This window comes from Variovorax sp. dw_954 (assembly GCF_018449755.1).
In the GTDB taxonomy this organism is placed as follows: Bacteria; Pseudomonadota; Gammaproteobacteria; order Burkholderiales; family Burkholderiaceae_C; genus Variovorax.
Genome location: NZ_JAAVVD010000021.1, coordinates 12,880 through 36,982 on the forward strand (window position 1 = coordinate 12,880; position 24,103 = coordinate 36,982).

Here is a 24,103-nt window from a genome sequence, read left to right on the forward strand (position 1 = left end):
TGTTGTTCGTTCAGGTGGTGTGCATCGGCTCGTCGATGGCCTCGAGGCCGCGCCTCGCCATCGCGGCGGCGAGCGAACCGACATGCGCTGCGTTGCCGGCCACGGCGGTACCTGCCCGCGAGCGCGCGGCAATGCCCTCGAAGATGACGGCCCAGCGCATGAAGGCAAAGGCCCAGTGGAAAGGCTGCACCTTGGAGCGCCGTCCTGCCGCGCGGTAGTAACGATCCAGGTACTCGACCTCCGACGGGATGCCGAGCGCTGCCAGGTCGAGGCCGCGGATCCCGTCGTACTCCGTCGGCAGCGTGCGCCAGGCCACAGTGTTGAATGCCACATCGGCCAGCGGATGTCCGAGCGTGGACAGTTCCCAGTCGAGCACGCCGATCACGCGCGGCTCCGAGGGGTGGTACATCAGGTTGCCGATCTTGAAGTCGCCGTGCACCAGGGTGGTTTCATCATCCTCCGGCAGGTTTTGGCCGAGCCAGCGCAGCAGCGTATCGAGGTCAGCGTTCTCGCCGGTGCGCGACAGGGCCCATTGCCCTGCCCAGCGGCGCAACTGCCGTTCGAAGAAGGCGCCGCGCTTGCCGAAGCCTTCGAGGCCGAACCCGGCCCAGTCGAGCCTATGCAGCGTGGCCATCGTGTCGGCCATGGCGAGGTAGAGCGCACGGCGCTCCGCGGGCGCAACACCCGGCAGCGCATGCGTCGGAAAGATGCGGCCCTCGATGCGATCCATGACGTAGAAAGGCGTGCCGACGACGTCGACCGATTCGCAATACAGCACCATCGACGGTACAGGCAGCGCGCTGTCGGCGAGCGCGCGCATCACGCGATACTCGCGGTCCACCGCATGTGCCGACGGCAGCACGACGCCGGCCGGCTTCTTGCGCAGCACCATGCGGCGGTTGTCGTAGCTCAGGAAGAAAGTCGGATTGGACTGGCCGCCGCCGATGCGTTCCAGTTGCATCGGCCCGCGCAGGCCCGGGACCTCGCGCTGCAGGAAGGCGTCGAGCCTCTCGGGATCGAAGCCGGCCGTCCCCGCCGCACGCTCAGGCGGGTTCTGCATGTCGGGCCCGCTCACGCAGCGCATCGGGCGAGCCCGCGCGCACTGGCGTGAAATCGGTGTGCGCGATGTACTCGGGCCGCTGCTGCTGGCCGCGCAGATGGTTCGACACCGCAGAGAGCGTCAGGTAGACGATGCGGCGCGGATACGGTGTCATGTTGGGAGGCGAACCGTGCGCCATGTTCGCGTGGAACATGAGCAGGCTGCCCGGGCGGCCGGTGGGCGCGATTATCCCGCCCTGCTCCGCCATCTCCGAGACGACGTCGGGCTTCAGATACCAACCGGGATGCGAGGTCGTGATGTCGTCGTAGGCGTCCGGCAGCGCGCCGTGCCGATGGCTCTTCGGAATCAGCATCAGAGCGCCGTTGATCGGCTTCACCTCATCGAGGAACAGTGCGATGTTCATCGCGCGCGGCGCGGGCATCCCGTCGAAGCGCTGCCATGACGGGAAGTCCTGGTGCCACTGCCAGGTCTCGCCGGCAAAGGCGGCCATCGCATTGATCTTGAACTGGTGCATGTACACCGGCTCGCCGAAGATCTGCTCCAGCGGCTCGACAAGCCGGGGATCGTGCGCCAGCACATCGAAGACTTCGTTGTAGCGGTGCACCGCGAAGGCAGTGCGCGGCACGCCTGACCTCTCGCGACGGATTTCCTCGCGCGGCTCGGCGAGCACGCGGGCGGCCTGCGCCTGCAGCACCGCCATCTCCTCGGCATCGAAGCAGTCGGGAAAGAACAGGTAGCCCTGCTCGTCGAAGAAGCGAAGTTGCTCGTCGCTGAGTTTCATTGCGACATCTCCTGTTCAGGCCAAACCGCCGGCATACTTTTCAAGGACACCCCAGGCCTCGGGCCCGAACTTCTCGCGCCACTCCTTGTAGAAGCCCGCCTTCTGCAGCGCGACGCGAAACGGTTCGCGGTCCGGCCGGTTGAAGGTCATGCCCTTGGCCTTGAGGTTGGTCTCGACGGTCACGTTGAACTTGGCCAGGTCGTCCCGCGCGAGCAGCGTCGCGGCATTGATGTTCTTCGAGACGATCGCCTGCATGTCGGGCGGAAGGCTCGCCCACACCTTGGCATTGGCGCAGTTGTAGTAGCCCTCCCATGTGTGGGAAGTGAGCGAACAGAAGCTCTGGACCTCGTAGAGCTTGGCGATCTCGAGGAGCTGAAGCGGATTGGTCTGCGCGTCCACCACCCGCGTCTGCAGCGCAACGTACAGCTCGGGGAAGGGGATGGCCACCGGCGATGCGCCGAGCGAGCGAAACAGGGACACGTACAGGGGCACCACCGAGGCGCGCACCTTCAGGCCCTTCATGTCGTCGGGCGTGTTGATCGGCTTGGTGCGCGTGGTCATCTGCATGAAGCCATGGTCGCTCGCCTTCTCGAAGGCATGCAGGCCGACCTTGGTGTAGATGGTGCGCAGGTAGGCACCGAAGTCACCGTCCATCGCAGCCCAGACGTCGTCGTAGGTCTTGAAGGCAAAAGGCACGCTGTGCAGTGCACCCCGCGGGTCCATGCTCGACAGATGCCCCTGCGGCAGGTACATGAAATGCATGGCGCCGGAGCGCACCTGCGAAACCATGTCGATGTCGCTGCCAAGAGCGCCGCCGGGAAAGGACTGGATGTCTACGCGGCCGCCGCTCTCTTCGCGGATCTTCTTGAACGCTTCCTCGTTGCGCACGGTCGACGGATGGTTGGGCGCCATCGAGCTGCCGAACTTGTAGTTGAACTCGGCGGCACGGGCAAAGCGCGGAAGGCTCAGGGTCGAAATTGCCGCGCCTGCCGCGAGCGAGCCGGTGATCATCTTCCTGCGCGTGATAGTGGTGGCCATGGTGCTTGTCTCCGTTGTATTCGATTCGAATGGAACGCGCGCCGCGTTCAGGCGCGCTGCAGGACCGTGATGGCGCAGATCGCGTCGTCGAAACCCATCGTGCCGCCGGCGTTCTCAGCCAAGCCGATGTCGGCGTCCTTCACCTGTCGCGGCCCGGCCTCACCGCGCAACTGAGCGGTGATCTCGTGGATCATCGAGAGCCCCGTGGCGCCGACCGGGTGGCCCTTCGAGATCAGACCACCCGAGGTGTTGATCGGCGTGCGGCCGCCGATTGCGGAGCCACCAGATTCCGCGAAGCGCCCACCCTCGCCGAAATCGCAGAAGCCGAGCATCTCGGGTTGGTAGATCTCTCCGTAGGTCGTGGCGTCGTGCACTTCCGCCAGGTCGATGTCGCCGGGTGCGATGTCGGCGAAGGCATAGGCATGACGCGCCGCGACATGGCTGACGCCGGGCTCGTCGATGTCGCGGTACTTGCCGTTCGCAAGCGATGATGCACGCACCTTCACCGCCCGCTCCCGCACTGCGGCAGGCAGCGTGTCGAAGACGCGCTTCGAGCACAGGATCGCTGCAGCCGCGCCGTCGCCGATCGGCGCGCACATCGAGCGTGTGAGTGGAAAGCTGATCTCGCGGTCCGTCATGGCCTTGTCGACGCTGACCTCGAACTGGTACTGGGCCAGCGGGTTGAGGCTTCCGTTGTGGTGCGTCTTGGAAGCCGCGATCGCGAACTGGCGCTGCGTGGTGCCGTACTTGGCCATGTGGTAGGCCGCCTGCATCGCATAGGTGTCCATGTTCAGGGTGCCACCCGCGCCGTTGAGCACGAACGGGCGGTCTATCTTCTCGCCGGCCCTGCGGAAGTATTCGTGCCAGACTTCCGGGTTCATCTGGTCGAGACCACCGGTGAACAACTCGTACTGCCGCTTCGGATCGTCCGGTATGAAGGTCTTCTCGACGCCGACTGCCAGCGAGACGTCCGCAGTGCCGGAGAGCACGTCCTTCCACGCACCGTGGAATGCGAGCGAGCCGGTGGCACAGGCCCCCTCGACGTTGACCATCGGCACATACTCCGGGAACAGGCCCTCGGCCACGAGTTCGGAGAAGCACACCTGCCCGCGGATGTTCGGCTGCTTGAACATCTCCATCTTCACGTTGCCGAACCACGAGCTGTCGATGCGCTCGCCATCGTCGAGCCCCGCGTCCGACAGCAGCTGGGTGTAGACCTCGCGAGTCAGGTCCTTGAAGCTCTTGTTCGGGAATTTTCCGAAGGCCGTGCAGGCCGTGCCAATCACGTAGACGTCATCCATGAGTTTGTTCCTTGGGTTGCAGATGATTGAAATGAGTGGAATCAGATGGCCCGGTCATTGCCGTCCCAGAAGCGCTTGCGGATGGCCTTCTTGTCGACCTTGCCGACAGAGGTGCGCGGCAATTCGGCCCAGATCTGGACCGACTTGGGCGCCTTGATGCTGCCGAGCTGCGTCTTGCACCAGGCCATGACTTCAGCGGCATCGAGGGTGCTGCCAGCCTTCAGTTCGATCACACCGGTAACCGCTTCGCCCCACTTCTCGTCGGGCGCGCCGACCACGGCGCACTCCTGGATCGCCGTGTGCGACAGCAGCACACTCTCCACCTCGCGCGGATAGACGTTGTAGCCGCCGGTGATGATCATTTCTTTCTTCCGGTCGACGATGAAGACGAAGCCGTCCGAATCGACATAGCCAACGTCGCCGGTGTGGTGCCACCCGTGCGTCGAGACCCCCGCGGTGGCGGCCGCGTTCTTGTAGTAGCCCGCCATCACGAGCGGGCCATTGACCACGAGTTCGCCCTTCTCCCCCGCACCGAGCAGGTGGCCGTCGTCATCCATGGCTGCCACGGGCGTGAGCAGCATGGGCTGGCCACAGCTCAGCAGCCGGCGTGCGCGTCCCGAATCGGCCAAGTCCGAGTGGTCCTCGCGCGAGAGGCAGGTGCAGAAGCTCGGTGCCTCGGTCTGGCCCCAGAACTGGATCATCACCGGGCCGAAGATCTCCAGGCACTGCCGCAGCTTGGTCACCGACATCGGCGCCGAGGTGTAGATGAAATATTCGAGCGACGAATAGTCGCGTCCCCGCACGCTCGCGTGCTCGAGCAACATGTAGATCGCCGTCGGCGGCAGATAGAGGTGAGTGACCTTCTCGCGCTCGATCGCGTCCAGGATCGCGCCGGCATCGAAGCCCGGCAGGATCACGGCGCGCCCGCCGAGCGCCATCAGCATGAAGGAGAAGGTGCCTGCCGCGTGCGTGATCGGCGACACGGCCAGGAACACCGGCGGCCTCCGCACGGGCGTGTGCGCATGAAAGTTGGCGGCCGCAATGTCCCAGTTGAGGCTGGTGAGCATCACCCCCTTCGGCAGCCCTGTGGTGCCGCCGGTGGAATAGAGGCTGACCACGTCGTTGGGCTCCCATGAGAACGGTTGCGGGCGTGGCGCGATGTCGCCGATCCAGTTTTCCAGCGCCTGCGCGCCCGCGACTGCTGCGTCGATGCAGATGCAGCGCATGAGCTTCGGGGAATGCGCCCGCAACACGTCGACTTCGCTGGCCAGTGAGGAATGGAAGAACAGCGTCGACACGTCGCAGTTGTCGAGGATGGCAATGTTCTCGCTTGCATGGTTCTTGGGATTGAGCGGTACATAGACCGCACCAGCCCACTGGATGCCGAGCAGGCACTCGACGGCCGCTGACGCATTCGGCGAATACACCGCGCACTTCTCGCCCGTGGGCTGGTCGCTGGCGTTCAGGCGACCCGCGATGCGCGTGACCATCGCATGTACCTCGTCGTAGCGCCGCGCGCCAGTCGCATCCTGCAGGCAGATGCGCGCGGGAAAGAGCGTTGCGCCGCGCGCAAAGAGTTGTGTGATGGCCATTGGAAGTTCGGTTGGAGAGGAACGGCGGGATCAGAGGAAGCCGATGGACAGCCACGGAAATGCGGCGACCACGACCACGCCGACGAGCAATGCGGCCAGATAGGGCCAGATGTAGCGCGCCGCCTCGTTCGGATCGATCTTGCCGATAGCGCAGGCGCCGAAGAAGCCGACGCCGAATGGCGGCGCGAACAGGCCCAGTCCCATCGCGAGGATGACCACCATCGCATAGTGAACGTCGTGGATGCCCAGTGCACGCGCGGCAGGAAACAGCAGAGGCCCGAACAGCACAATCGCCGGGATGCCCTCGAGCACCGAGCCCAGCACGATGAACACCAGGATGCTGATCGCCATGAAGCCTGCGGCGCCACCCGGCATGCTGGCCATGGCCGCCACCAACTGGCGCGAAAAGCCGGACTGGCTCAACGCCCAGCCCATGGCTGTCGCCGTGCCCATGATGAGCAGGATCGCGCCCGACAGCGTGGCCGTCTCGATGAGGATCGGATAGACACGCTTCGCATCGAACTGCCGATAGACGAACAGGCCGATCAGCACACCGTAGACGATGCCGACGGTGGCGACCTCGGTGGCCGTGGCGACGCCCTCCACGACAGCTACGCGAATCACGATCGGCAGGGACAACGCCGGAACCGCGACCAGGAACAGCTTCGCGATGACCTTCTTGCTCGCCTTCTGCGAGACGGCCGGCGCATTGCGGCGCGCCTTGAAGCCGACCACGATGGCCAGCACGATCGCCAGCACCAGCGCAGGCACCGCGCCGCCGGTGAACAGCGCGGAGATCGACACGCCCACCACAGAGCCGATCGTGATGAGGACCAGGCTCGGCGGAATCGTCTCCGACATTGCGGCGGAAGCGGTCAGCAACGCGCCCATCTCGCCGCTGTTGTAGCCGCGCTTCTGCATCTCGGGGAACAAGGCCGGGGCAATGGCCGCGATGTCGGCCGCCTTCGAGCCAGAGATGCCCGACACCACGTAGATGCCGGCCAGCAGCACGTACGACAGCCCGCCCTTCACGTGACCCAGGAGCGAGGCGAGGAACTCGATCATGGCCTTCGCGATGCCGGTGATCTGCAACAGCAGCCCCAGCACCACGAAAAGGGGTACCGCCAGCAGGATGATGTGGGACATGCCCTCGTCCATGCGGCTGATCACGATCGTGAGCGGTGCGTCGTTCGCGAACACGAGATAGGCCACCGTGCAGATGCCGAATGCGAATGCGATCGGCGTCCCGGCCGCAATGCACAGGCCGACCAGCAGCACGAAGAAGATCACCAGGTTGTAGTTGCCCATGGCGCGCAGCGCCGGACCCGCGATCCACAAGGCAGTGCCCAGCACGATCACGACCGCTGCGGAAATGGCGAAGTCTCGCGTCGCGATGCGCGGAGCGAGGTCGAGCAGCGTGAGCAGCAGCATCAGCCCGAGGCCCACCAGCAGGGAAGAGACCCGCCAGGTGTTCTGGATGCCGAGCGCCGCTGTCGTGAGGATCGATTCGGATTCCACGTGCTCCCAGACAGGCTGCATCAGCACGATGAGGAAAACAGCCGTCAGCACGGTCGACAGCGTGCCCAGCAGGGGCGCCCAGCGCGGGAACCGCGAGGTGATTGCGGTCAGCCGCATGTGCGAGCCCTTGTGCAGGGCCAGCACCGCACCGAACATGGTGAGCCAGATGAACAGGATCGACGCGAGTTCGTCCGACCAGACCAACGGGTAGTGCAGCACGTAGCGGCAGATCACGCCTGCGAACAGCAGGCCGATCTCGACGAGCAGCAGTGCGGCGCAGATCGCCTCCACGCCCTTGACCAGCCAGGCGGTCAGATTGACGCCCACCCGGGACGCACTCGGGCGAGGCAAGGCTTGCTCCAGGTTCATGTCGAGGCCTCCGCTTTCTCACGCGTCGAGGCCCAGGCCGCCATCCTCCACTTGCCCTCTTGCCTTACCCAGGTGCTTGTAAACAGCGCGCGGGTGCCATAGGGTTGGCCGTCGACCTCCGCCTCGACCCCCAGCCGCCCCTGCATCACGGCGCAAGTGCCCCAGGCATGGAAATGGTCCAACTCGCGCTTCAGGCCCAGGTACTTCACGCGGCCCGTGCGCAACGCATCGAGGTACTGCGCCTTGGATTCCGTCACGCCCGTCGAATGCGTGTAAGTGAGCGCATCGTCCAGCAGCGTTTCGAGCGCGGTGAAGTCGCGCTCGAGCATGGCTGCGCAGCGCGCATCGTTGTGCGACTGCACGATGACACGGATCAGCGACTCATTTGTGTCGGCTGCGGCTTGCATGGCGGCGCGGCAACGGCTCAGGCCGCGGCCGCCTCCTCGACGTAGGTGAGCAGCGCGTTGTCGGCCACGGCGCGCAGCGGCGTGAAGTCGGTGTGCGCCACGTACTCGGGTCGCGTCGGTCGCTTGATGTGGTTGTCGACGCGATTGCTCGTGAGGTAGATGGTGCTGCGCGACCATGGAGACTGGTTGGGCGAGGACGCATGGGGCATGTACGGATGAAACAGCACGGCAGTACCTGCCTTGCCCTTGGGCGCCACCATGCCGTTGGCGCGCGCGATCCGCTCGAGTTCGCGGCCCTGGATGGTGTGGGCTCCGTCCTGGTCGATCCCCTCCATCGGCAGCACGTCGGCTCGGATCAATCCTTCCTTGTGCGCACCCGGGATGAAGATGACCGGTCCGTTGAACTCGTTGACCTCGTCGAGGAACACCGAAATGTTCAGCGCGCGCGGCTCGGGCATGCCGTCGAACTTGCTCCAGTTGGCAAAGTCCTGGTGCCATGGAAAATCGAGCTTGCCGAAGGGTTGCTTGTTGATGAGCTTGTACTGGTGGCAATAGACGTCGCCACCAAGCAACTCGCGCGTGGGCTCAACCAGCCGGGGATGGCGCAGGAAAAGGTCGAACACCGGGTGATAGTGCTGTACACCGAATGCCAGGCGGAACTCTCCGTCCTTGCCGCGCCAGACTTCAGGACGGTCCATGGCATAGATGTCGGAGGCGGCGCGGCGCACCACGGCGATCTCGGCGGGGGTGAACAACTCGGGCAGCAGCAGGTATCCGTCGCGTTCGTAGCTTGCGATCTGTTCGGGGGTAAGCATGGGTAGGTCTCCTTGGATTCAATGATTCGTGCGATCAGGCCAGTGCGCCGGTGTACTTCTCGAGGATGTTCCAGACCTCGGGTCCGAACTTCTGCTGCCATTCCTTGTAGAAGCCGGCCTTGCTCAGCGCTTCGCGGAAGGGGGTCGGCTCCACGTTGTTGAACTTCATGCCCTTGGTCTGCAATTGCGCCTGCAAGGTGCCCGACAGATCGGCCATGTCCCTGCGCTGGCGCAGCGTCGCCTCGCGGAAGCGCTGCTGCACGATGCCCTGCAGGTCGGCCGGAAGCCGCTTCCATGTCGCATCGTTGACCGACGTGACGTAGCCTTCCCAGATGTGGTTGGTGACAGACACGTACTGCTGCACCTCGTAGAAGCGGGCGCTGTCGATGAGGGCGAGCGAATTCTCCTGACCATCGACCACGCGCGTCTGCAGAGACGTGTACAGCTCGCTGAAATTGATTGCCGTGGGCGCCGCACCAAGCGCCTTGAAGAGCGACACGTACATCGGCACCAGCGCCACGCGGATCTTGAAGCCCTGCAGATCCTCTGGCGAAGTGATCGCCTTCGTGCGCGTCGTCATCTGGCGGAAGCCGTGGTCCCACATGCTGTCGAACACGTGGATTCCGAAGCGGCTGACGACGCGGCGCGAGTACGCGCCGAGTTCTCCGTCCATCGCGGCCCACACCGCGGCGTAGTCCTTGAAAGCGTAAGGAATGGACAGGTTCGCCTTGGGGTCGAAGGTGGTCAGGCTCGCGGTCGCGACGTTGAGCATCTGCAATGCCCCGGAACGTACCTGCGAGATCATGTCCGTGATGCTGCCCAGCGCACCGGCAGGGAACATCTCGATGTCGACGTGGCCGCCGGTGTCCTTCCTGACGGCATCGCAGGCCTCTTTCGCGCGGATGACTTGCGGATGGGTGACGGGCAGTTCGCTGCCGTACTTGTAGTTGAACTCCGCCGCGTGCGCGAAGCGCGGCAGGGTGATCAGCGGCAGCGTGGCGGCGCCGGCGGCGCCCAGCACAAGGCGGCGGCGCCCGAGCCGCGATGCGGGATGAATCATTTGCAACTCCTCGCGGTCAGGCCGCTACGGTCTCGGGCTCGAGCTGGGTGAAATCGCGGTGTGCCACGTAGTCGGGCCGCGTTGGCCGGCGCATGGCATTGGTCACCCGGTTCGCCGTGAAGTAGAGGATGTGCCGCGTCCACGGGCTGATGTTGGGCGTGGAAGCGTGCGCGGTGAGGCCGTGGAAGATCGCGACCGTCCCGCGCGGGCCCTTCGGCGCCACGATCCCGTGTGCGTTGACCAGTTCCTCGATCACGCCGCGGTTCAGGCGCGCGAGCGTGGTCGTGTTCACGAGTCCGGCCGGTGTCTCGGCCAGCGAACGGATGCGGCCGTGGTGGAGGGACCCCGGGATGAAAGCGACCGGTCCGTTGAACTCGGTCACCTCATCCAGGTAGATCGAGATGTTGAGAGCCTTCGGCTCAGGCATGCCATCGAGGTCCTGCCAGTTCCCGAAGTCCTGGTGCCAGGGAAAGTCCAGTGTGCCCATCGGTTCCTTGCAAACGATCTTGTACTGGTGACAGTAGATGTCGCCGCCCAACAATTGCTTCGCGGTCTCGATCAGCAGGGGGTGGTGCATGAAGCGGTCGAAGGCGTCGCTGTACCGGTGCAGCGCGAGCGCGGCGCAGGTTTCGCCGGCAGCGGACTTGGCAATCTCGGGGCGGTCCATCGCGACGATTCGAGGCACGTCCGCCATGAGCGCGCCAATTTCCTCGAGCGAGAAAAAGGATGGCAGCACGAGCAGCCCGTCGCGCTCGTATTGTTCGACCTGTTGCGGGGTCAGCATGTCTTGTCTCCGACGTTATAGGTGTCAGGAGAGTGTCGTCAGCCTGCGCCTGCGGAGGAAGTTCAATTTTCGCGCCGCACCTATCGAATAATTGGATAGCACTGGGCATACTCTCCACCATGGACCTTCGCCAACTCGGCTACTTCGTCTCCATTGCAGAGCACGGCGGCTTTGCGGCGGCCGCACGAGCGCGGTACATCTCGCAGTCGGCACTGAGCCGGCAGGTGCAGTTGCTGGAGGAAGAGATCGGCACGCGACTGCTCGACCGCAGTTCGCGCGGCATCGTGCTCACGCCCGCAGGCCAGATCCTGCTCGAGCGCGCCGGACGCTTGTTCAAAGACGTCACGCAACTCAAGGAAGACGTGCTGGGCGAGGCCGAGACGCCGTCGGGGCAAATCGTGCTTGGACTCACCCCGTCGATGCGCCAGCTCTTCGCCGGCAATCTCGTCGAAGGCTTCCTGCGGCGCTTTCCGGCGGTCCATTTGGGTGTCATCGAAGGGCTCTCGCACGCAATGGCCGAATCACTGGCACGCGGACTTTGCGACGTGGCAGTCTTCATCCGCGACGATGCCAAGGGACGAGCGCTGTCGACGCGCAAACTCATCGACGAACCGCTCGTGATTGCCGCGCAGTCACGCGCAGGACTTCGGATGGACACCCCGGTCGACGTGAACGAAGTCGCGAAGCATCCGCTGATCGTTTCGCGTTCCAACCGGGTGACCACGGGGCTCGAAAAGGAAGCACTGCGCCTGGGCTGCCCGCTCAACATCATCATCGACGTGCAGCCGCTGCACCTGAGCATCGACTTGGTCTGCCGCGGCGTGGCTTACATGGTGGTCCCGTTTTCGGCCGCGGTGACGGAGTACGAGGCCGGCTTTCTGTCGATGGCGCCGATCAAGGGCTTCGACACAGGCTGGGTGGTCGCCTGGCCCAGTGACCGCAAGGTATCGGCTGCAAGCCTGCGGCTGGTCGAAGCTGTGCAAATCGAGGTGGCTGCATTGCACCTTGACGAAAGCCTGCGTCGCGCCACTCATAGCTGAGAGGACAATTCGTTCGTTCGTTCGTTCGTTCGCTCGCACAAGCGGTGCTATGGCAATCGCTTTGAAGAATTGGTTGGTAGTTCGGGCGCTTTTCCAGCAACTTAAATGGCGCCCAGGTGCTTGCAATGACGGCATAAGACTGGTTGGGGCCGGTCGCGTTTTGCGCTGGAATGACAGCAGCTACCGAAAGCTGTCCTGCGTCAACTCTGGGGACAAGCGTCAGCTCTAAGCCGGAACCCGACTTCGCTCATGGTTGGCGACGGGTTGCGATAGCCAACGACTGCGCTTGAATGGCGCGAACTGGTGTTCTGGGCGGATCGGCAGCGGGGCCTCATCACCCGCGTACACCGAAAAAACGCCGAAGCGCGCGGTCTACCATCCTCGCCATGAGCTCCCAATACGAATGCCTGCGTCCCGACCACCTGTACCGGGATATTTTTGACGTCGACGCGCCCAGCGACACCGCGGTGGGTCGCCAGGTTTGGCCCTGCCGCCCAGGCGTTTTCATCCGCAACCAACCGGCACCGCCTTCAGTCGAAGGCGCCGAACACCCGTACCCGGGCGCGATCGAACGCGAGCTCGTCATGGGCCAGTTCGGCTTGGTCCCGCCCTGGGTGAAATCCGCTTCTGACGCAAAACTGCGTTCGACCAAGCTGGTCAACGCGCGCTCGGAGACCGCGACTACGTCCAACAACTTTCGCGGCGCCTGGCTGGGTGCGAAGCGTTGCATCGTGCCGATGATGGCGTTTCACGAAGACGACTTGCGCAGCGGCAAAGCGGTGTCCACGCGTGTTGCGCGGGTGGACGGCAAACCCATGGGCGTGGCCGGTCTGTGGGAGTCCTGGACCGGTGCGCAAGGCGGGGTGATCGTCAGTTTCTGCCTGCTCACAGTGAACGCCAACAGCCACGCGCTGATGCACCGTTACGGGCAACCGGGCAGCGAAAAGCGCATGGTGGCGATTTTGAACGAAGGTTCGTATGGCGCTTGGCTGAACGCGGCCCAGCCGGAGAAAGCGCGCGAATTCATGCGGGCGTATCCGGCCGAGGGGCTCACCGCCAACCCCATCGAAAAGAAGCGCTCGGCCGCTTGATCAGCACAGCGTGACCGGTGCCGTCTCGATGCCATGCCCGATGCTCTGCGGTGCACCTTTCCATGACGTGGCCAGCACGCGGCGCTCGGCTTCGTTGATGGCGAAGAGGCGTGTAGAGCGCTTCCCGTTACGTGGGTTCGCAACCACCTAGTACAACATCCCGTAAATAGCTTTACGTTTTAGGCTCGAAGTAGGGGCCGAGCAGAGAGACAACCAAGTCGGCAACCGTGGCGAGGTCCCCAATGGCGGGCAAGGGCTCCCAACGGCCGGTGTGGCTGCGGAATGCGGCGGAGTAGGAGTTGCGCGCGAGCTCGGTGAGGCGTGCGATGGTGTCAACGCGGTCGTCAGCGTCGTCACCGCCATTGCTGTGCATCTGGATCAGCAGATGCTTGCCGTAGGGCTTGACGCGCGCGCGCCGGTGTCCGGTGAGCGTGGCAAGTTGGCGCTCAAGCTCAGCGGCCTTTCTTTGTACTTCGAACGTTGGCATGGTGTTTGAACCTCAGGGGTTCGCCGGTTTGTAGCTCAAAGCCGGCGAATGTCCATTTGAACGGTTGGGGCGCCTGGTTGCGTTGCGCCATGAAGGCTTCGGTGCGCTCGCGCAATTGCGCGATGGACGAATGACTGGCGTGGCGCAGGACACGGCGCGTATAGATGCCGAAGAGCAACTCGATCTGGTTGACCCAACTCGCGTGCAACGGCGTGAAGTGAAAGACAAACCGGTGATCGTGTCGGGCGTTGAAATCGTCCCACACCGCCTGGGCGCGATGGGTATTGAGGTTGTCCCACACGATATGAACGCGCCCCTTCGGGTGAGCAAGCGCGACCTGCTCCATGAAGGCCACGAGGTCGGCTTGGGTGCGCCGATCCGTACAACTGCCCATCACGCGTCCTGAATGGACGTCCAGGGCGGCGATGAGGGCCTGGGTGCCATGGCGGACGTACTCGAACTCGCGCCGTCGCGCACGGCCCGGCGCCGGTGCTCGGTCCGCGTACTTGCGCTCGATGGCCTGGATGCCCGTCTTCTCATCGACGGACAGCACGATCGATCCCTTGGGGGCCCGACGGTACAGCGCACAGATCGCGTTGACCTTCTGGCGGAAGTGCGGATCCGGGCTGTGCAGCCACTGCCGCACACGGTGCGGTCGCAAGTCGCCCGCCTGGAGAATGCGTTGCAGGTGGCTGCGGCTGATCTGCGTGACCACGCCACGCTCGACAGCACGCTCAACCAGTTCGTCCAGCGTCGGCGTAGCGCGTCCCTGCATCTCAGCGGGCTCGCACGCCAGCGAGAGCAACTCCAGACGCTGCGAGGCGCCAATGCGCCGGGGTCGCCCGGGCCGCGCCACCTCGTCCAAGCCCTTGAGTCCATGCCGGGCCAATCGAGTGCGCCAATGAGAGACAGTCTGCACGGAAACGCCCACTGCCTCTGCGATCGCCGTCGTCGACGCTCCCGCGTGACACATCAACGCGATCTGCGCTCGAACCACTTGGCGATGCTCGGCGGTGCCTCGACGGGTCAATAGTTCAAGGGACTTGCGATCTTCTCGCGATAGCTTGATCGCCTGCGCTTGTCGTCCTCGACTCATGCACCCGAGACTACCTCACATCCCATATCAATGAAAGGTATTTATAGGATGTTGTACTAGGTCAGGCCGTAGGTCCGATTCTGGGCGAGCATCAGTTCGCGGCCGTGCCTGAGACTTGACCTTAGACGTAGTCGCCCGCTTGGCCAAGGGCTGCTATCGGCCAGTTTGGCGAACAGGCGGTCCCGGCCATGAGCAGCCGGTCGCGGCAGTCCGCTTCAGGGAGGCTAAGCCGATGAGCGACCTGACGCCATCCGAGAGACAGTTGTCAACGGCTGCACGAGGGATCTGAAAACTCGGCTTTCCCGCATCCGGCGACGACGGTGAACCGCAGGTCTATCTAGCGGCAGCGGGCAAAAGCGCGTAATGTCCGTTCTGCATGTCCCGACCCGACCACGCCGAAGCTGAACTTTCCTTCCGCGACGCGATCCGCGCGCGAGTGGAGGAAGATGTCCACCTACCCGAGGTGCTCGCGGTGCTCGAAGACGGTTTTGTGCGCGGCGAGCGCGAGGCGGTGAGCGAATTGAACGCAGCCGGCCAAGGCCTCAACTTTCGTCTGGGGACGTGGGTCATTCGAAACGAGGATCTGCCCATCGTCGAGGCCATAGGTGCTGTCGGCGCAGTGGTCGGCGCGGCCGTTGGTGCCGGCATCTCAGCCCCTGTCGTTGTCGCGGCACTCGGCGCATTCGCAGCCATGACGTGGAAGACCTGGCGAAAAGGTAGTTCACTGACTCCCGAACAAGTGAAGGTCCTCGGCTTGCTCGAGGTGGCGGGTCCACAATCGATACCGGATCTCCAGGCGCGCGCGAAAGATCTCGCGCTCGATGAGGGCGAAGTCGAGCTGCTGCTGAACAATCTAACGCAGGTGGAGCAAGTCAACGGCTCTCTCCATCCACTCGTCGCTAAGCAGCCCGACGGTCGCTGGAAGTCGCGCCGAATCTAGGGGCGCAAGGGCGTATGAGCCTGGATGCTCTGAGATCATCCGCCGGAGGGCGACTTGAAACGGACTCGCTGGCTCTCGTCGTCAGGCTGGATGCGCTCCTGACAAACGAAGACCCGAGCGCCGCGCTGGCACACGCCGAGCTCACTGTCCAAGCGCTTCGAGGCGCGTCCAGCCCACTCCACCGCGTTGCAATCCAGTCTGCTGCCGGAGCGCAGGCCGGTGGGCTCGCCGCATCCCTCTCCCTTCGCGCTCACGAAGCGCGACACTTTCATGATTTGCTGCTGACGCCTTACGGGGGCTTCCACTTTCGACAGCGAATTTCCCAATGCCTCGCGTTTTTCGCCGGTGCAGCACCAGATCTCCTCCTTCTACGGAGCGAGGCATTCGTCCCGTTGCATCACTGGACGGAGGACCGCCCAGTCGTGCGGAAGCGATTTCCAGAGATCGATCCCGCCCCCGAGGCGATCCATGAGTTCGTCGCCATAGCCGGTGAGTTGGAGCGGAAGCTCGAAGCCGCAAATCTAGGCGTGCATCGCGAGGGTGGAATCTCCGCAGTTGCGCTCCTCGAGGCTAGCGCCATCCTCGCGCAGGAGGAATTTATCCGGACAACCTTCGGAGTCGACGCGATTCGACCTTTCTGGACGCTGATTGCACCCAAGGAAACGCCTGTCTATACGATTGTGCGCGACCTGCTCGACGCTGTCTGCGGCCGCCAGTTTCCAGGCGATTCGATGTCGCTCGTAGTCCACGCGTCGCTCTGCAGCGATCTGCCTCCAGCGGATGCTTTCTGGGACATCCTAGTGCGGCTCAAACAAGCCGCAATCGACGTAGGCCATTGGGCAGACGTTGAAGATGTTGTCCTTACTGCACATCGCTTAACGAGCGGCGGCACAATCGGCGAATCGATGGCGCGCGCACAGGTGGAAAGCCGAAGATTCTTGGCTTTCCTGCGGAAGCAGTACCCGCCCACGACTGCGCCTCTGCCGCCGGCCATTGCCAACTGCATCGCTCTGTTCGCGCACTATGTCGATTTGCAGGACGCGATGATGGCGTGGTTCAGTGAGGACCCATCAGCGTATTTCGATTTGCGAAAGTATGTCCGCGCGTTGCCGGCCCTGCCGATTCCGCCGATCTTTGTCGAGTCGAGCCGCCCACTCCCGCACACGGGACGTCGTCACAGGGACTACGACGTAGAACTCGGCACCCGCATTGAGCGGCGTGATGTCGCGACGACGAACCTCCCCGAACACCTCTGCGACGAGGACGGCGCTCTCCATCTCTGGAATCGTCTCGTTGTGTACCCTGCGACCGGGGCCGACAGGCGCTTTCCCCGTGTAGACAATGAGCTCTGGCGCCAGCACGTCTTCTCGGCATTCCTGTATCGCTACTTCACTCGCGAAGACGACGATGACTTCCTCGATGGCGAGATCGCGGCCCTTGAGGCGGAGTTGGCCGCGCTCGGGCTGCGGACACGAGGGCGCGGGCGCTCAAGGCGAGGATCCAAGACACCGGTCGCAGCGGCTGTGCCAGAGCACGCCCGCTCGGCCTACACCGACTTGTTGAGAATAAAAAGCGGCGGCATTCTCACGGAGAATGGCCGCCTGAAGGCGGAGATTGCGGTGCAGGCCGATGGTTCGTGGCGCGTGGACGTTCCATACACCATACGCATTCCCCACTCGCCCTCCGCGGTGAGATCGGCGACAAGTTCCAGCGACGTTGCGGGAAGCATCGTGGTGCCCGGGCTTGTGTTGAATGAGGTCAGCGGGCTACGCATCGAATACCAATCATCGCTGGAGTCGAGCATGAAGGTCGGTCTCCTCATTGAGACAATCGCCAAGCTAGACGCGTCGGATTCTTGGCAACATTTGCTTTTGGGCGAAGCCAAAGAGATGTGCACAAGCGCAGCGTGCAAGGGATTTCGTGCCGACGCGATCTCGCCGAGCGGGCAACTAGAGCGGCTTGGCGGCGGCCTCGTGACACTCCGCGAATCCATCGAGCGCGGCAGCCACCTCGAGTTGGTGGCGGCGTGGTTTTGTAATACCGCGGTCACAGAGTACGTTCTCAAGCAGCTCCTCTCTGAGGCCACGGAGATCGGATTCAATGGTCTCGGCTTTGCGCCGAGCCGCGTCGTGCTGCCCGAAATGACACCGGCCGGGTGGCGGGCGCTCGTTAAGAGGCTCAGGGGCGTGTTTCTGCTATGAGTGCGGCGCTGACAAGCGCAGCATTGCTCAACGGATCTGCGAACTCCGGGCCTTCTAACTGGCGGATGAGGCGGCGTCGCATTCCTTTGACAGCTTTCGGGCAGCGCGATCGGTAACCTCAAAGACTGCTTAGGGCCTCGAACGCCAGTTCACGACGTGCCGAACCTGCCGTTCAATGTGATTTCGGTTCGCCGCTACTGGGGCCCTGCAATTGAATGTCAAGTTTCGAGGAACAGCAGTCGAGCACCGGGCCAGATGCCGACCTCAGCTTTTAGCTGCTGCCGCCGTTCAGCTCAGATCTCGAACAGCCGCAACCAGTCTGAAGCCGCACTTGACGGAAACACGCATTTGCGTGCGTGACGAGCACCCCGGTCAAGACACGAGGCCGTGACTTTCACTGCCAACCGGCGGCTTGGCCCACAACCAGAAGATTTGCGATGGCCGTCATCGATTCGGTCAAACTATCGCGCACAAGCATCCCTGTCTGGCACACGCGCGAATCTTCTCTCGATGGCTACTTTGAACATTCACGCCCGCTCGCTCAACTACTTCGACATGATTCGCCGGTGCGGCTCCATCCGGGAGGCTGCGCGCAGGCTTCACGTCGCTTCGTCGGCCGTCAACCGCCAACTGCTGCAACTCGAAGCCGAGATCGGCTCGCCGCTGTTCGAGCGCATGTCGACCGGCCTCAAGCTCACGCCCGCGGGAGAGGTGTTCTCCTTGCATGTGATTACCGTGCTGCAGGACGAGCGCCGCATGGCCAGCGAACTGGACATGCTGCGTGGCATTCGTCGCGGCTCGATCAGCGTCGTGTCGGTCGAAGGGCTCAATGCCGACCTGCTGCCGACATGCCTGGAGCGGATGATGACGCGCTATCCGACGATACGGATCCAGGTCAGCTCCGCCGGCTCCGCGCAAACGGCCGCCGACGTGATCGGCGGCGATGCCGACGTGGCCATCGGCTTTGCGCTGGAGCGCAACGAGGCCCTGCGTCAGTGCGCCGTCGGCCGCTTCGGGCTTGGCGCGGTGGTGCGCGCGGACCATCCCTTGGCGCAGCTGTCGCAGGTCACTTTCGCCGATTGCGCGCGCTATCCGCTGATCCTTGCCGCGCCGCAGTTGTCGATCCATGCGGTGATGAAGCCGCTGATCTCGCACCACAAGCGCGCGCTAACCGTGTTGCTGGAGACCGCATCGGTCGAGCTGGCCAAGAGCATGGTGGGGCGCGGCGTGGGCGTGGGCTTTCAGACCCGGCTCGGGCTCGAGCGCGAGATGGCTGCGGGTCTGCTGGTCCACGTGCCGCTGAAGGCGCAGATCCGGCTCACCACGGAACTGGGCGTGTACGTCCGGGCCGGACGGACATTGCCGACCGCCGTCGATGCGTTCATCCGGATCGTCGCCGAAGAGATCGAGCGGCGCGAAGCCGAGGAGCCCAACAACGCGGGCTGATGCGCTTCGGCGCGGTGCTGCTGCCGATTCGGCATCACCCCGCGCCAAACTCTCTGCTATCGCGAGCGCGTTGCGCTTCCTAGACTGCGTCCATCGACCACTCGACGACGAACGCAGACATGAGCAGCGACACCTTCACGGCCACGCTCCCGACACCGGCCGAAGCGCCCCAACCCGGCATTCCCGTGATCGACGTCCGGGTCCTGCGCGACGGCGACCCGGCGCACTGGCAGGACGTGGCCGCCGCGCTGCGCTCTGCCTGCGAGCAGCAGGGCTTCTTCTACGTGCGCAACCACGGTGTGCCACGCGCGTTGATCGAGCGGGTCTTCCATTTCACCGAGGCCTTCTTCGACGAGCCGATGTCGGCCAAGCTTCTGGTCGACAAGGCGCATTCGCCATGCAACCGCGGGTACGAACCGCTGCGCGCGCAAACCCTTGAAGCTGGCGCGCCGCCAGACCTCAAGGAAAGCTTCTACATCGGCGAGGAAACGCCTGCGGACGATCCACGCGTTCTCGCGGGCCGGTTCAACACGGGTCCGAACCAATGGCCCGATGGCTTGCCCGGCTTCCACGAGACGATGAGCGAGTATTTCGCGGAGGCCCACGCGCTCGGCACGCTGCTGGTGCGGGCGCTGGCGGTCTCGCTGTCGCTGACGCCGGATCATTTCGACGGCTATCTGGAGGATGCGGCCGCCACGCTGCGGCTGCTTCACTATCCGCCCCAGCCACCCAAACCTTCGCCCGGCGAGAAGGGCTGCGGCGAGCACACCGATTTCGGCGGCATCACGCTGCTGCTGCAGGACGAAACCGGCGGCTTGCAGGTGCGGGACGCGCAGCAGCAGCGCTGGATCGATGCGCCGCCCATCCCCGACACCTACGTCGTCAACATCGGCGACCTGTTCGCGCGCTGGACCAATGGCCGCTACCAGTCGACCCTGCATCGCGTCATCAACGCGTCGGGCCGCGAGCGCCATTCGGTGCCGTACTTCTTCACCGGCAATCCGGCGCACCGCGTCGAATGCCTGCCCACGTGCCTGACGCCCGGCGAGGCGCCGCGCTTCGCGCCGGTCACCGTCGAGGAACATCTGCGCGAGTGCTACCGCCGCACCTATGGCTGAGAAGCGCAACGCACGCCATGCCGTGCTGATCCACGGCGCATGGCAGGGCAGTTGGGCATTCGACGCCTGGCAGCCCTGGCTGCTGGGGAAAGGATGGCAGCCGCACGCGGTGAACCTGCCCGGCAACGGCTGGCCGCCGCTGGGCGGGCAAGCGGCGTCGCTGGAAAGCTATGTGGCGCACGTATCGCAAATCGTCGAGCGCATCGGAGCGCCGGTGGTCGTCGTCGGCCACAGTGGCGGTGGCATCACGGCCTCGCAAGTGGCGCAAGCGTTGCCGCATCGCGTCGCGGGCCTGGTCTACCTGGCCGGGATGATGCTGCCTTCGGGCATGAGCTTCGTCGATGTCGTGGCCGACGTGCAGGCCGCCATGCCGCAAGCGGAACTTGCCGGCATCACGCCCTGGCTGGAGTACGACGCCACGCGAGACACCACGACGGTTCGGCCCGAAGGCGCGCTGCGCTGCTTTTTGCAGGACTGCAAGCCGGCGGCGGCTGCAGGCGCCGCCGCTTTGCTGCGACCGCAGCCCGAGAGCGGCCGTGCCATGCGCAATGAATTGACCGCCGACCGTTTTGGCCGTGTGCAGCGTGTGTACGTCGAATGCCGCGACGACCGCTCGGTGGTGCTGCCCCTGCAACGACGCATGCAGCAACTGAGCCCCGGCGCGACCTGCGTGTCGATGGATTGCGGCCACGTCCCCCAACTGGCGCAGCCCGCGTTGCTCACCGAGCTGCTGCTGCCGCACCTCGAGGCCATGCTGCATTCGCATGCGGGCCCTTTTCAAGCCCTTAACTCTTCCTCCACTTCGACCACCTGAGAACCCCATGAACCATCGCCTTCGCCCCCTCGTTGCCTCGCTGTTCCTTGCCGGCAGCGCATTGCTCGGCGGTGCCGCGCACGCCGCCGACAAGCTCACCGTGCAACTCGACTGGTTGCCCGGCGGCGACAAGAGCTTCGTCTATGCAGGCCTCAAGGAAGGCTTCTTCGCCGCTGAAGGCCTGGACGTCACCGTTCTGCCCGGGCGCGGTTCGTCCGATGCGATCACCAAGATCGCAACCGGTGCGGCCGACGTGGGCTTCGGTGGCATCTCCGCTCTGATGATGGCGGCCGCGGAAAGCGGCGTGCCGGTCAAGGCCGTCATGTCGCTGTACTCGAAGCAGCCCGATGCGCTATTCACCACCAAGGGCAGCGGCATCAACAGCCTGAAGGACGCCGTCGGCAAGACGGTGGCGACGTCGACCTTCTCTTCGTCCAACTCGCTGTGGCCCGTCGTCCTCGAAAGCAACGGCATCGACCCGTCGAAGATCAAGCTGCTGAAGGTGGACCCGAGCACGCTGGCGCCCATGCTGGCCCAGGGCGGCGTGGATGCAACGATCAACTGGGTCACGGTGGCGCCGGCGGTGCAGGCCGTGCTCAAGCAGGCCGGCAAGGAACTGGTCGTGGTGCCGTGGTCGTCCTATGGCCTCGACGGCTACGGCTGGTCGGCCATGGCGAGCGACAAGATCATCAAGGAGCGGCCCGAGGTGCTCAAACGCTACATGAAGGCGCTGCGCAAGTCGCTGCAGTTCGCGATCGACAATCCCGACAAGGCGGCCGCGGACCTGAAGGCCTCCGTGCCTGAAGCCGATGTGGCAGTCGTCGCCAACGAGTTCCGCGCCTCCGTGCCGCTGCTGCAGAACGAGATCTCCAAGCGCGACGGCCTGGGCACCTTCGAACCCAAGCTGCTTGCCGCCACCTGGACCTGGGTCGCCAAATCGATGAACTATCCGCCTGCAAAGGTCGACCCCGAAAAGTTGGTCGATCGCAGCTTCGTGGCCAAGTAAGGGACATCGCTGGTGAACGCTACGTTGAACGCCCCGCAGGCTCCGGTCGCGGACGCCGCCGCCCTGGCGCCCGTCATCGAGTTCAAGGGCGTCGGGCAGGTCTTCACCTCCAGCGACGGCAGTCGCGTGGAGGCGCTGCACGACGTCAACCTGAGCCTGCGGCGCCATGAGTTCGTATCGCTCATCGGCCCCTCCGGGTGCGGCAAGTCGACCTTGCTGCGCCTCGTCGGCGGCCTGCTCAAGCCCACGTCGGGCGCGGTGTCGATCTTCGGCATGCCCGTGACCGAACCGCGCGACGAGATCGGCTTCGCATTCCAGAAACCGACGCTGCTGCCGTGGCTCGACGTACTGGACAACATCACCTTTCCGATGCGGCACAAGTACGGGCGCATCGACGACGGTGACAAGGCGCGCGCCCAGTCGCTGCTGGAAACCGTGGGCTTGCGCGATTTCGCGCGCAAGCGCATCGGCGAGCTCTCTGGCGGCATGCAGCAACGCGCGGCCATTGCGCGCGCACTGCTGCACGATCCGGACATCCTGCTGATGGACGAGCCCTTCTCGGCCCTCGACGCGCTGACGCGCGACGAGATGAGCTTCGAACTGCTGCGCATCTGGAGCGAGCGTCCCAAGACGGTCGTGTTCGTCACCCATTCCATCCAGGAAGCCTTGCTGCTGTCGGACCGCATCGTGGTGATGAGCGCGCGCCCGGGCCGCGTTGCGGAGATCATCGACGTGCCGCTGGCGCGGCCGCGCAACCTGGCCACCTTGTCAGACCCAGTCTTCACGCACCTTGCGAACGACATCCGCGTGAAGGTCTTCACGCGCAAACCCGAGTGATCGCGATGCGTGATTTTCTAAGTCGCCATGCTTCCCTGGGCACCTTCATCGTGGTGCTCGCGCTGTGGGAGCTGTCCTGCCGGACCCTGCCCATCCCGGTCTTCGTGCTGCCCGCGCCGAGCGTGATCCTCCATGCCGCCGCCGATCTCGGACTGGCGCGCTGGGGCGAACACTTGGCCGCCACCTTGCAGGTCGCGCTCATCGGCTACGTGGTCGCCATCGCCATCGCGCTGCCGCTGGCGATGGCGCTCACCAGCTCGCCGCTGCTGTCGCGCACGCTGATGCCCTGGCTGGTGGTCGTGCAGTCGACGCCCATCGTCGCCGTCGCGCCGATCATCGTGGTGATGCTGGGCGCGGGCAACCTGCCGCGCGTGGTCATCACGACGCTGATTGCCTTCTTTCCGCTGGTGATCTCGACAGCGACGGGCATGGCGGCCGTTCCGGCGGAGCTGATCGAGCTGTCGCGCTCGCTGCGCGCACCGCGCTCCCGTGAATACACGCAGATCAGGCTGCCCTACGCGGTGCCGTACATCTTCGCCGCGCTCAAGGTGTCGATCACGCTGGCGGTGATCGGTGCCGTGGTGGCCGAGTTCGTCGCAGCGGAAAAGGGACTGGGCTATCTCATCCTGTTTGCCACGTCGTCCTTCAAGGTGCCGGTGGCCTTTGCGTCGCTGGCCGTCCTGGTGTGCAGCAGCTTGCTGTTGTATGGCCTGATCGTTTGGCTGCATCGCCGCCTGTTCCCGTGGAGCCTGTCGGCCCCGAACTGATTCCGCCATGAACATGAACACACCTGCCACGCTACCCTCGCAAGGTCCACGGCCCACCCACGAGCAGATGATGCGCCACCTGCGGCGGTCCAACGAAGTCGCGCAGCGTGCGGTGGCCATGGGTCATCACCCCTTTGGCGCAGTGCTCGTCGCGCCTGACCACGAGACGGTGCTGCTGGAGCAGTGCAACATCGACACGGTCAACCATGCCGAATCAACCTTGGCACGCGTGGCCGCCACCAACTACACGCCCGAGTTCCTGTGGCAATGCACGCTCTACACGGCGGTCGAGCCCTGCTGCATGTGCGCGGGCACGTCGTACTGGGCCAATATCGGGCGGGTGGTGTTCGGCATGACCGAAGCGCAACTGCTGTCGGAAACCGGCAGCCATGCCGAGAACCCGACCATGAGTGTGTCGTCCCGCCATGTGTTCGACCACTGCCAGAAGCCGGTGGACCTGATCGGCCCTGTGTATGAGATCGTGCAAGAGACGGTGGCCATGCAACGCGCGTTCTGGGTGTCGCGCTAGGACCTG

At 64.4% G+C, this 24,103-nt stretch carries 23 protein-coding genes; 11 read left to right on the forward strand and 12 right to left on the reverse strand.

Annotated elements, in window-relative coordinates; translation table 11 throughout:
• Positions 1-10 precede the first annotated feature (10 nt).
• From HB681_RS26805 to HB681_RS26850, 10 genes are read right to left on the reverse strand one after another with little or no spacing between them, the layout of a single operon-like run.
• Complete coding sequence (locus HB681_RS26805) at positions 11-1,060, reverse strand: phosphotransferase family protein (RefSeq protein WP_213957926.1); 1,050 nt, start codon at positions 1,058-1,060, stop codon at positions 11-13.
• Positions 1,044-1,841 (reverse strand): phytanoyl-CoA dioxygenase family protein, encoded by a 798-nt coding sequence (locus HB681_RS26810; protein WP_213957927.1) that lies wholly within the window; start codon positions 1,839-1,841, stop codon positions 1,044-1,046. The genes HB681_RS26805 and HB681_RS26810 overlap by 17 nt, the downstream gene beginning before the upstream one ends.
• A 15-nt stretch (positions 1,842-1,856) precedes the next feature.
• Positions 1,857-2,879, reverse strand: a complete 1,023-nt coding sequence (locus tag HB681_RS26815; protein ID WP_256354563.1) for a TRAP transporter substrate-binding protein — start codon at positions 2,877-2,879, stop codon at positions 1,857-1,859.
• A gap of 47 nt (positions 2,880-2,926) precedes the next feature.
• Positions 2,927-4,180 carry a beta-ketoacyl synthase N-terminal-like domain-containing protein gene (locus HB681_RS26820; RefSeq protein WP_213957928.1) on the reverse strand — a complete coding sequence of 418 codons (1,254 nt, stop codon included), beginning with the start codon at positions 4,178-4,180 and terminating at the stop codon, positions 2,927-2,929.
• Between the two features lie 41 nt (positions 4,181-4,221).
• Positions 4,222-5,772, reverse strand: a complete 1,551-nt coding sequence (locus HB681_RS26825) for an AMP-binding protein (RefSeq protein ID WP_213957929.1) — start codon at positions 5,770-5,772, stop codon at positions 4,222-4,224.
• 30 nt (positions 5,773-5,802) lie between these two features.
• Complete coding sequence (locus HB681_RS26830) at positions 5,803-7,659, reverse strand: TRAP transporter large permease subunit (protein WP_213957930.1); 1,857 nt, start codon at positions 7,657-7,659, stop codon at positions 5,803-5,805.
• On the reverse strand, positions 7,656-8,066 hold the full coding sequence (locus tag HB681_RS26835; RefSeq protein WP_213957931.1) for a nuclear transport factor 2 family protein: 411 nt from the start codon (positions 8,064-8,066) through the stop codon (positions 7,656-7,658). Before HB681_RS26835 ends, HB681_RS26830 begins: the two co-directional genes overlap by 4 nt.
• A 17-nt stretch (positions 8,067-8,083) precedes the next feature.
• Positions 8,084-8,881, reverse strand: a complete 798-nt coding sequence (locus HB681_RS26840) for a phytanoyl-CoA dioxygenase family protein (RefSeq protein WP_213957932.1) — start codon at positions 8,879-8,881, stop codon at positions 8,084-8,086.
• Between the two features lie 34 nt (positions 8,882-8,915).
• Positions 8,916-9,941 carry a TRAP transporter substrate-binding protein gene (locus HB681_RS26845; RefSeq protein ID WP_213957933.1) on the reverse strand — a complete coding sequence of 342 codons (1,026 nt, stop codon included), beginning with the start codon at positions 9,939-9,941 and terminating at the stop codon, positions 8,916-8,918.
• A gap of 16 nt (positions 9,942-9,957) precedes the next feature.
• The gene (locus HB681_RS26850; RefSeq protein WP_213957934.1) at positions 9,958-10,725 is read right to left on the reverse strand and encodes a phytanoyl-CoA dioxygenase family protein; all 768 of its coding nucleotides are present in this window, start codon (positions 10,723-10,725) and stop codon (positions 9,958-9,960) included.
• A 119-nt stretch (positions 10,726-10,844) separates the two neighbouring features.
• Here HB681_RS26850 and HB681_RS26855 point away from each other — a divergent pair, with 119 nt between their 5' ends.
• On the forward strand, positions 10,845-11,765 hold the full coding sequence (locus HB681_RS26855) for a LysR family transcriptional regulator (RefSeq protein ID WP_213957935.1): 921 nt from the start codon (positions 10,845-10,847) through the stop codon (positions 11,763-11,765).
• A gap of 386 nt (positions 11,766-12,151) precedes the next feature.
• Positions 12,152-12,856: an SOS response-associated peptidase family protein gene (locus tag HB681_RS26860; protein ID WP_213957936.1), complete on the forward strand. Its 705-nt coding sequence runs from the start codon at positions 12,152-12,154 to the stop codon at positions 12,854-12,856.
• Positions 12,857-13,028: 172 nt separating this feature from the next.
• On the opposite strand, the gene HB681_RS26865 is transcribed toward HB681_RS26860, so the two are convergent.
• Together HB681_RS26865 and HB681_RS26870 are read right to left on the reverse strand one after the other, a co-directional pair.
• Entirely contained in the window at positions 13,029-13,343 is a 315-nt protein-coding gene (locus HB681_RS26865) for a hypothetical protein (protein ID WP_213957937.1), read from the reverse strand.
• Complete coding sequence (locus tag HB681_RS26870; protein ID WP_213957938.1) at positions 13,309-14,439, reverse strand: IS630 family transposase; 1,131 nt, start codon at positions 14,437-14,439, stop codon at positions 13,309-13,311. Before HB681_RS26870 ends, HB681_RS26865 begins: the two co-directional genes overlap by 35 nt.
• 376 nt (positions 14,440-14,815) lie before the next feature.
• Here HB681_RS26870 and HB681_RS26875 point away from each other — a divergent pair, with 376 nt between their 5' ends.
• From HB681_RS26875 to HB681_RS26915, 9 genes are all read left to right on the forward strand, one after another.
• Positions 14,816-15,379: a hypothetical protein gene (locus HB681_RS26875; protein ID WP_213957939.1), complete on the forward strand. Its 564-nt coding sequence runs from the start codon at positions 14,816-14,818 to the stop codon at positions 15,377-15,379.
• A gap of 422 nt (positions 15,380-15,801) precedes the next feature.
• Positions 15,802-17,580 carry a hypothetical protein gene (locus HB681_RS26880; RefSeq protein ID WP_213957940.1) on the forward strand — a complete coding sequence of 593 codons (1,779 nt, stop codon included), beginning with the start codon at positions 15,802-15,804 and terminating at the stop codon, positions 17,578-17,580.
• A 510-nt stretch (positions 17,581-18,090) separates the two neighbouring features.
• The gene (locus tag HB681_RS26885; RefSeq protein ID WP_345944753.1) at positions 18,091-19,026 is read left to right on the forward strand and encodes a LysR family transcriptional regulator; all 936 of its coding nucleotides are present in this window, start codon (positions 18,091-18,093) and stop codon (positions 19,024-19,026) included.
• A gap of 119 nt (positions 19,027-19,145) precedes the next feature.
• On the forward strand, positions 19,146-20,144 hold the full coding sequence (locus tag HB681_RS26890) for a 2-oxoglutarate and iron-dependent oxygenase domain-containing protein (RefSeq protein WP_213957941.1): 999 nt from the start codon (positions 19,146-19,148) through the stop codon (positions 20,142-20,144).
• Positions 20,137-20,958 carry an alpha/beta hydrolase gene (locus HB681_RS26895; protein WP_213957942.1) on the forward strand — a complete coding sequence of 274 codons (822 nt, stop codon included), beginning with the start codon at positions 20,137-20,139 and terminating at the stop codon, positions 20,956-20,958. Before HB681_RS26890 ends, HB681_RS26895 begins: the two co-directional genes overlap by 8 nt.
• 7 nt (positions 20,959-20,965) lie before the next feature.
• Complete coding sequence (locus tag HB681_RS26900; RefSeq protein WP_213957943.1) at positions 20,966-21,964, forward strand: ABC transporter substrate-binding protein; 999 nt, start codon at positions 20,966-20,968, stop codon at positions 21,962-21,964.
• 63 nt (positions 21,965-22,027) lie between these two features.
• Complete coding sequence (locus tag HB681_RS26905) at positions 22,028-22,801, forward strand: ABC transporter ATP-binding protein (RefSeq protein ID WP_213958046.1); 774 nt, start codon at positions 22,028-22,030, stop codon at positions 22,799-22,801.
• A gap of 5 nt (positions 22,802-22,806) precedes the next feature.
• Positions 22,807-23,568 carry an ABC transporter permease gene (locus tag HB681_RS26910; protein ID WP_213957944.1) on the forward strand — a complete coding sequence of 254 codons (762 nt, stop codon included), beginning with the start codon at positions 22,807-22,809 and terminating at the stop codon, positions 23,566-23,568.
• 7 nt (positions 23,569-23,575) lie between these two features.
• Positions 23,576-24,097 (forward strand): nucleoside deaminase, encoded by a 522-nt coding sequence (locus HB681_RS26915; protein WP_213957945.1) that lies wholly within the window; start codon positions 23,576-23,578, stop codon positions 24,095-24,097.
• The last annotated feature ends 6 nt before the right edge of the window (positions 24,098-24,103 follow it).